Source organism: Emticicia sp. 21SJ11W-3 (assembly GCF_024138715.1).
In the GTDB taxonomy this organism is placed as follows: domain Bacteria; phylum Bacteroidota; class Bacteroidia; order Cytophagales; family Spirosomataceae; genus Emticicia; species Emticicia fluvialis.
Map to the genome: position 1 here is coordinate 4,997,267 of NZ_CP092074.1, position 13,511 is coordinate 5,010,777.

General features: G+C 42.2%; 11 protein-coding genes. 8 read left to right on the top strand and 3 right to left on the bottom strand.

The genetic code is table 11. The features are described from left to right. The first annotated feature begins 59 nt into the window (after window positions 1-59). On the top strand, window positions 60-935 hold the full coding sequence (locus MB380_RS21155) for an SDR family oxidoreductase (protein WP_253531502.1): 876 nt from the start codon (window positions 60-62) through the stop codon (window positions 933-935). 66 nt (window positions 936-1,001) lie between these two features. Here the strand turns inward: MB380_RS21155 and MB380_RS21160 are convergent, their stop codons facing one another. After that, complete coding sequence (locus tag MB380_RS21160) at window positions 1,002-2,198, bottom strand: PQQ-dependent sugar dehydrogenase (RefSeq protein ID WP_253531505.1); 1,197 nt, start codon at window positions 2,196-2,198, stop codon at window positions 1,002-1,004. 452 nt (window positions 2,199-2,650) lie between these two features. Here MB380_RS21160 and MB380_RS21165 point away from each other — a divergent pair, with 452 nt between their 5' ends. Further along, window positions 2,651-3,928, top strand: coding sequence for an Hsp70 family protein (locus MB380_RS21165; protein ID WP_253531508.1), 1,278 nt, complete (start codon window positions 2,651-2,653; stop codon window positions 3,926-3,928). Window positions 3,929-3,969: 41 nt separating this feature from the next. Here MB380_RS21165 and MB380_RS21170 read toward each other — a convergent pair whose 3' ends face one another. After that, window positions 3,970-5,274, bottom strand: a complete 1,305-nt coding sequence (locus tag MB380_RS21170; protein ID WP_253531518.1) for a hypothetical protein — start codon at window positions 5,272-5,274, stop codon at window positions 3,970-3,972. A gap of 6 nt (window positions 5,275-5,280) precedes the next feature. Then, a complete protein-coding gene (locus MB380_RS21175) occupies window positions 5,281-7,602 on the bottom strand; it encodes a TonB-dependent receptor (protein WP_253531521.1) in 2,322 nt (773 codons plus the stop codon). Between the two features lie 93 nt (window positions 7,603-7,695). Here MB380_RS21175 and MB380_RS21180 point away from each other — a divergent pair, with 93 nt between their 5' ends. From MB380_RS21180 to guaB, 6 genes are all read left to right on the top strand, one after another. Then, window positions 7,696-7,950 (top strand): hypothetical protein, encoded by a 255-nt coding sequence (locus MB380_RS21180; protein WP_253531523.1) that lies wholly within the window; start codon window positions 7,696-7,698, stop codon window positions 7,948-7,950. Between the two features lie 17 nt (window positions 7,951-7,967). After that, complete coding sequence (locus MB380_RS21185) at window positions 7,968-8,255, top strand: hypothetical protein (protein WP_253531526.1); 288 nt, start codon at window positions 7,968-7,970, stop codon at window positions 8,253-8,255. Window positions 8,256-8,260: 5 nt separating this feature from the next. Then, window positions 8,261-9,871, top strand: a complete 1,611-nt coding sequence (locus tag MB380_RS21190) for a PepSY domain-containing protein (protein WP_253531529.1) — start codon at window positions 8,261-8,263, stop codon at window positions 9,869-9,871. Between the two features lie 183 nt (window positions 9,872-10,054). Beyond that, entirely contained in the window at window positions 10,055-10,312 is a 258-nt protein-coding gene (locus MB380_RS21195) for a SemiSWEET transporter (RefSeq protein WP_101724785.1), read from the top strand. Between the two features lie 218 nt (window positions 10,313-10,530). Then, the gene (gene xylA, locus MB380_RS21200; protein WP_253531532.1) at window positions 10,531-11,871 is read left to right on the top strand and encodes a xylose isomerase; all 1,341 of its coding nucleotides are present in this window, start codon (window positions 10,531-10,533) and stop codon (window positions 11,869-11,871) included. Between the two features lie 147 nt (window positions 11,872-12,018). After that, a complete protein-coding gene (gene guaB, locus MB380_RS21205; RefSeq protein WP_253531534.1) occupies window positions 12,019-13,485 on the top strand; it encodes an IMP dehydrogenase in 1,467 nt (488 codons plus the stop codon). Window positions 13,486-13,511: the final 26 nt, after the last annotated feature.

Sequence of the window (13,511 nt, forward strand, 5' to 3'; positions counted from 1 at the left end):
AAATTTGGCCTGGGTTAACAAATGCTATACCTTTATAATCACTTAAATGAAACCACCTGATGAAAAAAATAGTTGTTTTTGGTGCTACAGGTATGCTAGGCAAGCCCGTTACCAAAGCCTTAATTGAGGCCGGATTTGAGGTAAGTGTTATGGTAAGAAATGAACCACAAGCCGCTGACTTTTTGGAGGGCGCTAAAATCATTAAAGGAAATTTAAAGAATGAAGCTGATGTTGAAAAGGCGATTCGCGGGCAAGACGGGGTTTTTCTGAGCCTTTCGGTGCTTCAAACAGAAAAGGAATCTGACTGGCATACCGAGCAACAGGGTATAGACACTATTCTTGCAGTAGCTAAGCGAGAAGGCATTAAGCGGATAGGATACCTGTCTTCTCTGGTGCATCTTTATCAGGGTATGGACGGTTTTGACTGGTGGGTGTTCAGGGTTAAACAAGAGGCAGTAAGCAAGATAAAGACCGCTGGTATCCCTTATACTATCTTTTATCCTTCTACTTTTATGGAGAGTATATTTTACCAGTCCAGACAAGGGAATATGATTGCATTGGGAGGAACATCAGCGTATCCTCTCTATTACATAGCTGCTGATGACTATGCGCTACAGGTAGCCAATTCATTCAAGATACTTGCGGATGAAAACAAAGAGTATGTAGTGCAAGGCACAGAGGCCTTTACACAAGACGAAGCCGCCAAACTCTTTGTAAAGTATTACACCAAAGAAAAACTACGCACTATTTGGGCCCCTATGTTTATGATGAAACTGATGGGGGTTATCAGCCGGAAGTTTGATTATGGCTACCATATTGTAACCGCGCTGAATAAATACCCTGAAAAATTTGAAGCGGCCAACACCTGGGAAGAGCTGGGCAAGCCAGCCATTACGCTAAAGGCTTTTGCCCGGCAATTAAGTTTAAAACCATAAGCAAAAAAATATCCCCTGCCAATGAGGGGATATCTGATTGTTTTTATAACTGTCGTAGTATTGTACTTATTTTTTAGCAATTCTGTATAATCTTCCCTGGTCGGTAACGGCATACAATGCGCCATCTTTACCCTGGGTTACATCGCGGAAACGTTGGTATTCTTCAGAAAGCAGACGTTCTTCGCCCACTACTTTATCATTTTCAATTACCAGCCGTGCAATATGCATACCGCTGAGGCAGCCAATAAACAAGTTGTTTTTCCACTCAGGAATCATATTACCGCTGTAGAAGGTCATTCCGCTTGGCGATACTGACGGGTCCCAGTAGTATACCGGTTGTTCCATGCCTTCTTTTTGCTGAATTACATCACCAATGCTTTTTCCGCTGTATTCAATACCATAGGTAATGGTTGGCCAGCCATAGTTTTTACCAGCGCGAACGTGATTCACCTCGTCACCACCTCTCGGGCCAAACTCATTAGAGTAAAGCTCGCCTGTAACCGGATGAAATGCCAGACCTTGTACGTTACGGTGACCATAAGAATACAATTCTGGTTTTGCGCCTTCCTGCCCTTCAAACGGATTACCCTTTACAGGCTTACCGTCAGTAGTTATATGAATAACTTTACCCAGGCTTGAGTTAAGTGCCTGTGCCTGCGGACGGGTAACGAGGTCTGAACGCTCGCCGGTACTTACAAAAAGATTGCCGCTTTTATCGAAAAGAATACGGCCACCATAGTGTAGCGTGCCTTTATGTGCTGGTGTAGCGCGGTAGATTACTATTGCCCCTTCAATTTTAGACTCGTCGGCCGACAATTTACCTTTCGCCACTGATGTATGTGTACCACCTTCTACGTTCTCAGAGAATGTCCAGTAAACCATGCGGTTCTTAGCAAATGCCGGGTCAATTGTAATACCCAGAAGCCCGCCTTGTCCGTTTGAGTTCACTTCAGGCAGGCCGTTAATGGGTTTGCTCAATTCGCCGCTTATTTTAGCAATGCGCAGATTCCCGCGTTTTTCAGTAATCAACAATCGGCCGTCCGGAAGGCTGGTAACACCCCAGGGAGAGGTCAGCCCTTCGGTAAGTACTTTAAACCCATAAGGTGTTTTTGTTTTTATGCCCGCTGTTCTGGTTTGGCCTTCAAAAGCAGGTTTATAGTTTGAATTAGGAGCCTTAGTTTCAACAGGCGGCAAAGTTCCCTGTGCAAAAGAGGCATAACTAACCGAAATAAACGCTAAAGAAAGTAGTGTCGTTTTTTTCATATATATTTTAAAATTAAAGTATCAATTCAGGTTGAATGTTACAGAAGTGTTTTTTATGCCTGGCAATTCGTTTGCAATATAAGCATCTTATTGCTTACATGCTGCTACATAGGCCCAAGTATCCGTTTTTTAACAATGGTCTGGCTTTAAATAATTCCTATGACCTCAAAAAAAACACCCAAATTTACTAACAGATTTTCATTCTGGTTATGCTGTCGGTATCATTTTAGACCAAGCAGTTGTTCTCACCTACCAATATTGCCGGTAGTTAGACCAAAGCCATAGCGCTGATAAGAATTTGGCTGATATATGGCCTTAAATCAATCATTAACATTGGCATAATAAATGGCCATAACCGTATTATCATGAAATTTATTCTGTAATAAGAAACTTTTTAAGCCGGATTAGCTGTTGTGTCTTTCCCCACTTACATTTTCACTGAAATTTTACTCATGAGTCAGTTTATTTACGGAATTGATTTTGGCACTACTAATTCGGCCCTGGTTGTTCTTGATACTACCACCAATAACATTGTTAAGTTATTTACTACGCCTTCTTTATTATTTTTTCCGGATACCGGCAGGGCGGAAGATGCACTGGCATTCTCGATTGGCCACGAAGCGGTAGAACGATACGTAGAAAGCCGCCGGAAAGGACGCTTCATGAAATCAATCAAGAAGGTTTTACCCAATAAGAGCTTTGTTGATACGCGTATAGGTACCAAACGTTATACGATTGAGGATCTGGTTTCGCTGATTCTGATTCACCTGAAAAAACAGGCGGATGAATTTTTAGGAGAGAATATAACAACGGCAGTTATCGGGCGACCGGTGGTATTTGACGAAAACCCTGAGAAAGACGCACTGGCTCAGGAACGTCTCTCTAAAGCAGCCAGAATTGCCGGTTTTACTGAGTTTTATTTTCAGATGGAGCCCATTGGTGCGGCTTTTACTTATGAGCGCCAGCTGGCCAAAAAAGAACTGGTTCTGGTAGCTGACTTTGGTGGTGGTACGTCAGATTTTTCATTGATGCATCTGAATCCTGATGCGGTGCATCAGGCCGACAGAAAAGCCGATATGATTGCCAAAGGCGGGGTTTATATTGGTGGCGACAGCTTTGATTCTGACATTATGTGGCACAAAGGCACGCCTCATTTTGGCCGTGGGGTAAAAGAAGAACTGACACCGGGCAAATCTCTGGATTTACCGCTGTCTTACTTTCAGAATATCTGTTCGTGGGAAAAAATGAACTTTCTGGATACCCTTCGGATGAGAACCAACATTGGTAAATCTTATGTGTTTTCGGGCAAAAATCCGCTGGTGAAAAACCTGCTGACTCTGATAGAAGACAACCTGGGTTATGTGCTTTTTAAACAGATTGAAAAAACTAAAATAGACCTTACGCATGAAGAAGAAGCTGTGTTTGAGTTCAGCCAACATGAGATTGATTTCAGGGAAAATATTTCAATGAATGAATTTGAGCACCAGATAATTAATAAAAACCTGGAAAAGATTGAGGATTATCTGCTGGAGTTTCTGAAAAAACACAAAATTGAGGCTAAAAATATTGACGCCATCTTTATGACCGGAGGTACATCAATGGTGCGCCCGTTGAAGAATATTTTTGTGGAAAGGTTCGGAGATGACAAGGTAAAATCGGGCGATAACTTTAACAGTGTGGCTATGGGATTAGCCTATAGCTTTAAGGTATTGCAACAGGAGTTTAAGTAAAACAAAACCCCGTCTATTCTGGCGGGGTTTTGTTTTGAACCTTATTTAGTAAGTTTAATGAAACCGACGGCCATACCACCGGCTGTTAAATCAAATACTTTTTTGCTGGTTCCGGTAACTGGGTCATGCTCATAAAAGCCGTTCATTTTCAGGTCTTCATTGTATGTCTGAAGATATAACTTGCCATTTACAATGCTGTTGTTTGGGTAGGCGAATCCGGCAGTTAAAGGAATATCCTGAATAATAGTAGCTGTTTGGGCATTCAAATCAAGTTTTGCCCAACGCTGGTTGGCACCATAAAAAGCCAGGCTTCTTAACTGGTTGTATTCGGTCTCGGTAATAGTACCATTGGCCATTTTGGCAATAAGCGCCAATAAAGCCGGGGGGTCCTGCTGTCCGGATATACAGGCATACGCTATACCGTTACCATAGTATATACCTCCCAGAACCAACTGGAACATCAGGTTGGTTTGTCCGATTTTATCAACAGGATTAAATGCATAATTTGGGTCGAAATCAGTTGTACCTGCCGGAATCTTCAGTATTTTAGGTCTTGACCCCTTTCTTGAGTTAGGGCCCAATTGGCCGTCAAGACCATATTGGCCCTGTGTAATTACAAATATGTTTCCCTGCTCGTCAATCAACGGATGATCAAACCCACGGGCAATGGGATAAGTGGCGTTCTGAAAGGTCAGTGTTTTTTCCCATTGATTGTTGTTCAGGTTTACTACCTCTGCATGCACATCAAGGAGGTCATAAAACTGCCCGGTGTCAAAATTATCTGCTACCAGAAAAAGAAACAATTTATTATCCTGCTTTCGGTAAACCACATGCGAATAGTTGTCTCTGCTTAACCCAGAACTCTTCGCTTTAGACATATCAACATCTGTAATTTTCTGCATGGTTGCCGGATTAAAAAGGGCAACCCCTTTTTTGTCCCAGGTAGTATAAACACCCAGTGTTTCAGAAATAATCAATACCTGATTCAGAGAGCCAAGTAAAGGCAGACTGGCAACTTCTACCAGATTACCGGTTTCTTTAGACACCGCAATTTTAGATAGTACGTTCTCGCCTTTCAGGTTGTTACTGAAAATAAAGTTTTTCCATACGGCTCTCGTATACAAAAAATTATAGCTGGTTTTGGTGGTAATATCAATATTACCTGTTGGCATTGACGAATAGTAACCGGCATAATAGCTATTGCCGGCGGTGGTTTGAGATACCGAAGATATTACGAAGCCGTCTTCATAATACTTCGATTGTTCTTCTTTAGTTTCAGGTTCTGTGGTTTCGCAGGCAAACAAGGCAGCAGCCAGGAGCCCCAAAAAAAGTAGTCTGGTTTTCATTATCTATTAAAATTTAGTGATTTCGTAAATCAGTTTTGCATTGAAACTGGTACCGGCGCGTGGCACCAGAAAGTTGTCGAACAGCGCTGCATTGAGTACATTCAGTACGTTAATTGAGGCCGTAAGATTTTGCACCGGAAACTTGTAAGAACAGCCTACATCTACCCTGTGTTGCACCGGCACAAAGGCATCTGGGGTGGTTTTGTAACTATTGTTTTTACCAATCATGATGTGGTTAAACGGCGCTACATAATTGTAAAAAGCGTAAGCTCTGAAAAACGAGTTTCTGATGCCCAGCCCATTCTTTTGCCAGGCAAGCTCGAGGTTACCGAAGAAATTAGGGTTATTAGGAAATGCCGACCCAACCAGATATTGATTTTTAGGGTCTTTTACCTGTGTGAAATTTTTGCGTAAAAAGGTGATGTTTGCACTTAAACTCCAGGTATTGTTATATTTTAGTGTAGCTTCGCCTTCTGTGCCGAGGGTTCTTGCCTGATCGGCGTTTTCATAGATTCTGGTGATGTTTGAGCCTAGAAAGATGATGTCGTTCTGCCTGCGATAAAAGCCATTGACAGCACCGGATATGGCAAGCACCTGGTCTGATTTATTCAGATAAGAAATACCGGCGTTCAGATTGTTACTGCTTTCGGGCAATAGATTGGTGTTCCGAAGAATATCAGCCCCGTTACCAACAAACTGATAAAACTGCGGAATGAGAAATCCTTTTTCGTAAGACACCCGCGCAAAAAGGCTTTCTGACAGGTCATATTTCAGCCCGGCATTCCACCCCCAGAATCCATCCTTCTTTCTAATCATCATAAACGTGCTGTTTTCGGCTCCGTTCAACACAAAATCATACCGTTTTACTGCCGCCGACAAAGTAAGATGCGACAACACAAGCCCTTCGTATTGTAGGCCAGAGATATTCTTCATCAGGGTCTGAGGAATACGCAGGTAATCTTTGGCGTGGTCTGATTCAAGATAATCAATGCCCTTTAGTCTTTGGCTGGCAAATAAATTAGAGGCCAGTAGTTTATGATTCGGCGCCAGTTGTATCACCAGGCTGCTGCGGTTTATCCAGCTACGGCTGTAGTTATCAGTTAATCTTTCGGCAACGTATTCGCCGGGTGTGTTACGCCCTACAATTTTACCGCTCCAGCTATATACATTTGCGGTGGTATCTTTATAGGTTAAAAGCTGGTCGCTCCAGTTGCCGATGGTTTTAAATAGTATTTTTTCATCCAGAAAAGACTTGTCGTACTTAATGGTAGCTGCCAGGTTTTCAGCATGATAATCTGCTTCACCAAACGGAATATGCGATATTCTGGCACCATTCTGCAACTCTTTATATCCTTTCGAGTAATTCATAGTCAGTCTCAGCTCATCTGCCCAGGGTTTACTATGAACCCCGGCAGTAAGGCCTCCGTAAAAAAACCGGAATTTGTCATGAAAACGCTTCACTTTTTCAACGCGGTTGGTTTCATACACCAGGGCTTTCATGGTGTAGTCGTTATCTGATTGATTATAAGCAGCCGAAAAATTGACAAAGTAATTCTGCTTATTGGTCAGGCTCAGATTTACATCAGCCAGATGCGTATTAAATGACCCAACATTGTATGAGGCGCGAAAGGTATTATGCGATTTCTGTTCAGTGATAATATTTATACCTCCGCCCAGTGCATCGGTGCCCACATCAACCGGTAAAACGCCCTTGTAAATATCCAAACGCTTTACATTAGCTAAAGGCAGTGTTGAAATATCGAAATTAGGATACAGCAATTCCATCGGGATACCGTCAATATATACTCTGATTGCATCACCTCTGATACCGTTAATAGATATATCAGAGCGGTCGCCCATAGAACTTGAACGCCGGATTCGCACACCAGAAACCCGGTCGATTACGTCGGTCAGCAATACATTCTGAGTAATTACATTCTTAATTTCAATACTTTTAATGGCTATAGGCTTGGTTTCCTGCAATCGGCTTTGTTTTTCCTGCTTTACTGTTACTTCCTGCAGCTGGGTATCTGAGTTTTTCAGTATTATCTCTTCAAAAACAGAGGCATTTTTGCTGACTCTTACTTTTTTCTCAAAGCCTTCATAACCAATTGAGCTGGCAAAGAGCACATACTCACCTGCTGAAACCCCCTTGATTTCAAATTTTCCGCTGCTATCAGTCAGAGTGGCTATGTTTGTATTTTTTAAAGAAACACTTGCAAAAGGCACGGCTTCGCCTGTAGTAGTTTTAATCTGGCCTTTAATAACGTTGCTTTGGGCAAGCAACAGATAAGGAGTAAATAATAGCAATAATAATTGTGCTTTCATTCGAGATTTAGTTTGAAAGCACAAAGTTATTATATTATTTGGAATTAGTCTAAATAAATATAATATTTGCAAAAATAAAATTCACCCAAGTATATGATTGGTATCTTACTGATAACAACCGGAACCTTTTTGCATTATTCAAAGTCGAAGTATTTTCCAAAAAGTATAAAACCAGCTAAAAGCAATGTTTGGTTAAACCTGCTTTCTATAATTGCCGGGGCGGGTCTGTTAATTGACAATTGGGGCTGGGCTAGTGGGTTGTTATATGCCTTATGCGCTTACATGCTTGCTACTGTGGTATTACAAATAGCCCTGATTACTATTGATGAACTCTCCAAAAAATCCTGAATTAACTAATTTAATCCATGCCAGCTAAAAAAGAGTATTTATCAAGCCCCGGCCAAAGAGCGCTAAAAATAGCTACGGCTATTCTGGGTGGTTATTTTCTTTCTATTACGTTTCATTTATGCCTTGGGGCGCTGATGCCTGCTGAGGGCCGGAACGTAGTAATGCTTACATCCACATTTACCCTCTTTTTTATTTGGGGAGTGTTGATGATTCTGCCGTTTCTGGCTAAAAACGCCTGGAAGATCCTTGGGCTTTACTTACTGCTTATTCTTTTATTTTCTGTTACCGTATTCTTTATCCGTTAATACAAATGAAATTAAGTGGCTTACCTAACAGGGCTTTTCATATACTTTTTCATACCCACACTGTTTCAGGCATTACTATCAGCTTTGTGCTGTATGTAATTTTTTTTGCAGGTGCCTTTACGCTCTTCAAAGATGAATTTTATCAATGGGAAAACCCCAAAGCACGGCATCCGATTACAAAACCTGTAGATTACGATGCCCTACTGGCAAAGATTAAGACGAAGCAGCCGGGTTTTGATGTTAATGATGATGTTTTCATTTATCTTCCTACCAGCCATAAGCCGGTTGTGGGCTTTTTTGGCCACCAGGTACCTAAAAACAAAATGGAAGAAGACCACTTTCATGCACAGTATTATCCTGAGAATAACCAATTACATATAGGAGAAGAACCCTCTACCATTGGAGAAACACTATACCGCTTACATTTTCTGGATCAGATTCCTTTTTATATTGGCCGATACATAGCTGGTTTTGTGGCGCACTTTTTTCTTTTTGCCGTTTTTACCGGAGTTCTGATTCACTGGCGGAACATTGTAACGAAGTTCTACGGGTTTTCATTAAAGGGAACATTAAAACAAATCTGGACCAGCTCGCACACTACGCTTGGTATGCTGGGTTTGCCTTTTCAGTTAATGTATGCCATTACAGGCGCTTATTATATGTTGTCTATCCTGATACTTTTGCCGGTGGTGATGGTTTTCTTTAACGGAGACCAGAAGAAAGTATTTGCCTTGATACGCCCAGCAGATGCCATAGTACTGAACGAGAAGTCGCCACTGGCCCGAAACCATGTCAGCATTAGCCGCTCGCTGGATGAAATAAGAGCAAAATACCCCGATTTTATGCTTAAAAGAGTAAACCTGAAGCACTATGGCAGGGAAGATGCCCTGATGACTGTATACGGAAAAGACCCGAATTATTTTTCAGGCGATGGTATGCTTGCCATACAATTAAAAGACGGCAAAAAAGTGGTAGACATGATGCCCGGCAACAAAACCTACGTGCAGTCGGTATTATTTGGTATAGCGCGGGTACACTTTGCCACTTTTGGAGGGGTGTTACTTAAATTCATCTATTTTTTTCTGGCACTAATAACCTGCTTTGTAATTATCAGCGGAGTTTTGTTATGGAAAGAAGCACGCAACAAAAAAAACTATACCGTCAGGCAAAAGCGCTTTCATCATCGGGTAACTATGGGTTATCTGGCTATCTGTTTCGGGCTGTTTCCGGCTATTGCCCTATTGTTTATAGCAGAAAGGGTTATTCCGGCAGGCCTCATTAATCATGTTCAACTGGTCAATACTACTTTCTTCCTTTCATGGCTGGTTTTAACCCTGGCCGGACTATTCTGGAAAACCGAAGCCGGGCTTACCCGCGGTTATCTGGTTTCTGGCGGGGTGCTGTCATTGTTTGTGCCAGTAGCCAATGGCTTCTGTACGGATGACTGGCTCTGGAAGACCCTGAGCAACAGGCAGTACAATTTAGCCGCGGTAGATTTCTTCTGGCTGGCAACAGGTATAATATGCCTCACGCTGGTTGCCCGATTCTGGAAAAAGCCCGATGCGAAACCCCAAACCCCGGTTACCCAAAACCATAAAGCCATGCTAAAAAGCTAATGCCTACGTATAAACACCGGGGTGGCTAAACTTTAAATAAAAATTGTACTTTATGAAGTATTACCTGTGATTATCAGGTAATTTGAACTAATCAGTATAATTTTTCCATTATTTTTACAGAAAAGATTCACTAACGGCAAAAGTGTTAAGTTATTGAGTCATAAGCATTTATTGTAAAGATTTATGGAAACCTTAGGATATATAGCAGGCATATTAACCACGGTTGCGTTTGTGCCTCAAGTACTTCAAATCTACAAAACCAAATCGGCCAAAGATGTATCGCTGGCCATGTTTCTTATTTTTACTACTGGTGTTGTTATGTGGCTGGTTTATGGTATAAAAGTTAATGCTTTTCCGGTTATTGCTGCCAATGGTGTAACACTCATTTTGTCTTTGGTAATTCTCTTCTTCAAGTTTAAGTATAAAAACCACTCGCTTTAGTAAGTTGAAAGGGTTTAAAGCGCTGCACTTTTAATTATCAGAATTTTCTTACAATTTTGAACAGGCATTTTCATGTCTGGTTTTTTTGTTTTTATGCCCACCTAAACCTGTTTTGCAAATACTTTGAATAAAAATCAAAAAATAATTGTAAGTTTGACACTTAATAATTTACTTGCATCAAATTTTAAAATTATTCATAGCTCAACCGACCAGCAATCATGGCAAATTTAAAAGTTACCATAGGTGAAAAAGAGTATTTTCCTTTTATTAAGGGGCCTATTTCCTATGAAGGTAAAGAATCAAATAATTATTTGGCGTTTAAATATTACGATGCCAATCGTGTAGTAGCAGGCAAAACCATGGCAGAACACCTGCGCTTTGCAACTGCCTACTGGCATACTTTCTGTGGCACAGGCGGCGACCCGTTTGGCCCCGGCACAAAAGATTTTCCTTGGGACCAGGCCGGCGACCCCATGCAGGCAGCCAAAGACAAGCTGGATGCAGCGTTTGAGTTCATGACCAAACTGGGCACCCCTTACTATTGTTTCCACGATATTGATATCGCCCCTGAAGGCAATTCACAAAGCGAATTCGAACAAAACTTAAAAACCATTGTTGCGCTTGCCAAGAAAAAACAAGAAGAAAGCGGTGTGAAATTATTGTGGGGTACCGCCAACCTGTTTTCGCACAAACGCTATATGAATGGTGCGTCTACCAATCCTGACTTTGCGGTTGTGGCACATGGTGGCTTGCAAGTAAAGAACGCCATTGATGCAACTATCGCCTTAGGCGGTGAAGGTTACGTATTCTGGGGAGGTCGCGAAGGTTATATGTCGCTTCTGAATACCAATACTAAACGTGAAATTGACCACCTGGCGCAATTCCTGACTATCGCTCGCGATTATGCACGCAGCCAGGGATTCACCGGTAAATTCTATATCGAGCCAAAACCTTGTGAGCCATCGAAACATCAGTATGATTACGATGCGCAAACGGTTATCGGCTTCTTGCGTAATTATGGTTTAGATAAAGATTTCCAGATTAATGCTGAAGTAAACCACGCTACATTGGCAGGCCATACTTTTGCTCATGAATTGCAAATGGCAGCTGACGCCGGTATGCTGGGCAGTATTGATGCCAACCGCGGCGACTACCAGAACGGTTGGGATACAGACCAGTTCCCTATCGATTTGTTTGAACTGACCGAGGCTATGCTGGTTATTTTGGAAGCAGGTGGTTTCCAGACAGGTGGTATTAACTTTGATGCCAAAACCCGCAGAAACTCAACCGACCTTGAAGATATCTTTATTGCACACATTGCAGGTATGGACGCATTTGCCAGAGCCTTGTTAATTGCCAACGATATACTTGAGAAATCGGAATACAAAAAACTACGTGCCAACCGTTATGCTTCGTTCGACAGCGGCGACGGTGCCGCATTTGAAGCAGGTAAACTAACGCTGACCGACCTGAGAGACATTGCTTTGAGAGACGGTGAGCCTAAAGTTATCAGCGGCAAGCAGGAATTGTTTGAGATGATTATCAATCAATACATCTAATCTCTAATATGTTATATAAAAGCCCTGTAAAATAGAAATTACAGGGCTTTTTATATGAATTTTCAATTAATTTTATTGCTGCTGATTGCCAATTAAAATATTTACCTTAATTTTGCTTGGCAAATAAGAAAACGTAATTTATTTGCTATGTTAGATTCTTCAAAGTTGCTTTACGAAGCACTCACCTACGACGACGTTCTCCTCGTTCCGGCTTATTCAGAAGTTCTTCCCCGCGATACGCAAACGAAAACTTACCTGACGCAAAATATACAATTGAATATTCCTCTCATTTCGGCGGCTATGGATACCGTTACCGAATATGAAATGGCTATTGCTATGGCACAGGAAGGGGGTATCGGTATTATCCACAAAAACATGACCATTGAACAACAAGCCGAGCAGGTACGCAAGGTGAAACGTTCTGAAAGCGGCATGATTATAGACCCCATTACACTGAGCGAAGGCGCCCTTATCGGCGATGCCTTACGTTTAATGGCTGAGTTCAGGGTAGGTGGTATACCGGTTATTGACGAAAACAATAAATTGAAGGGTATTGTAACCAACAGGGATTTGCGTTTCCAGACGGAAATGACAAAACCCATTGTGGATATAATGACTAAAGATAACCTGATAGTTGGATATGAAGGAGCAGGCCTGGCAGAAGCGGAAGAGATTCTGAAAAACTATAAGATTGAAAAATTACCGATAGTTGACAGAGAGTATCGCCTGATAGGTTTAATTACCTACCGTGATATTCTGAAAAAGAAAGACCGCCCCAACGCAGCTAAAGACCGCCTGGGTCGTCTGATTGCCGGAGCCGCAGTTGGCGTTACACCAGATATTGAAAAACGCGTAGAAAGCCTCATAAAAGCCGGTGTGGATGTTGTAAGTATTGACACTGCACACGGACACTCAAAGGGTGTTATTGAAACCCTTAAACGTATCAAGCTGGCGTTTCCGAAACTGGATGTAATTGTTGGAAACATTGCCACAGCCGAAGCAGCCGAAGCGCTGGCCAAAGCAGGTGCAGATGCCATTAAGGTTGGTGTAGGGCCGGGCAGTATTTGTACCACGCGTATTATAGCAGGTATAGGTATGCCGCAGTTATCGGCCATTGCCGATTCAGCTGTTGCCGCAGCTAAATACGGTGTTCCGGTTATTGCCGATGGCGGTATACGTTTCTCGGGCGATATCACCAAAGCCATTGCCGCAGGTGCAAACACGGTAATGATGGGTTCATTATTGGCCGGCACCGAAGAAGCCCCTGGAGAAATGGTTATCTACGAAGGACGTAAATTTAAAACGTACCGTGGTATGGGTTCAGTAGAAGCCATGGAAGATGGCTCGAAAGACCGTTATTTCCAGGATGCCGAAGATGATATCAAAAAGCTGGTTCCGGAAGGCATTGTAGGTCGTGTACCTTACAAAGGCCGTGCTGCCGAGATTCTGTACCAAATGGTAGGCGGCTTAAAAGCCGGTATGGGTTATTGCGGCGCTGGAGACATAGCTACCTTACAACAGGCTAAATTTGTAAAAATAACAGCAGCCGGTATTAAAGAAAGCCATCCGCACGATATCCAGATTATGCGTGAGGCGCCGAATTATTCGAGGTAAGAATAACATCTTCCAGATAAATACTC

What these genes read in the sequence shown, in the direction of transcription:
- MB380_RS21155 (WP_253531502.1), top strand. Translation starts at nt 60, where the DNA reads ATGAAAAAAATAGTTGTTTTTGGTGCTACAGGTATGCTAGGCAAGCCC.
- MB380_RS21160 (WP_253531505.1), bottom strand. Translation starts at nt 2,198, where the DNA reads ATGAAAAAAACGACACTACTTTCTTTAGCGTTTATTTCGGTTAGTTAT.
- MB380_RS21165 (WP_253531508.1), top strand. Translation starts at nt 2,651, where the DNA reads ATGAGTCAGTTTATTTACGGAATTGATTTTGGCACTACTAATTCGGCC.
- MB380_RS21170 (WP_253531518.1), bottom strand. Translation starts at nt 5,274, where the DNA reads ATGAAAACCAGACTACTTTTTTTGGGGCTCCTGGCTGCTGCCTTGTTT.
- MB380_RS21175 (WP_253531521.1), bottom strand. Translation starts at nt 7,602, where the DNA reads ATGAAAGCACAATTATTATTGCTATTATTTACTCCTTATCTGTTGCTT.
- MB380_RS21180 (WP_253531523.1), top strand. Translation starts at nt 7,696, where the DNA reads ATGATTGGTATCTTACTGATAACAACCGGAACCTTTTTGCATTATTCA.
- MB380_RS21185 (WP_253531526.1), top strand. Translation starts at nt 7,968, where the DNA reads ATGCCAGCTAAAAAAGAGTATTTATCAAGCCCCGGCCAAAGAGCGCTA.
- MB380_RS21190 (WP_253531529.1), top strand. Translation starts at nt 8,261, where the DNA reads ATGAAATTAAGTGGCTTACCTAACAGGGCTTTTCATATACTTTTTCAT.
- MB380_RS21195 (WP_101724785.1), top strand. Translation starts at nt 10,055, where the DNA reads ATGGAAACCTTAGGATATATAGCAGGCATATTAACCACGGTTGCGTTT.
- xylA (WP_253531532.1), top strand. Translation starts at nt 10,531, where the DNA reads ATGGCAAATTTAAAAGTTACCATAGGTGAAAAAGAGTATTTTCCTTTT.
- guaB (WP_253531534.1), top strand. Translation starts at nt 12,019, where the DNA reads ATGTTAGATTCTTCAAAGTTGCTTTACGAAGCACTCACCTACGACGAC.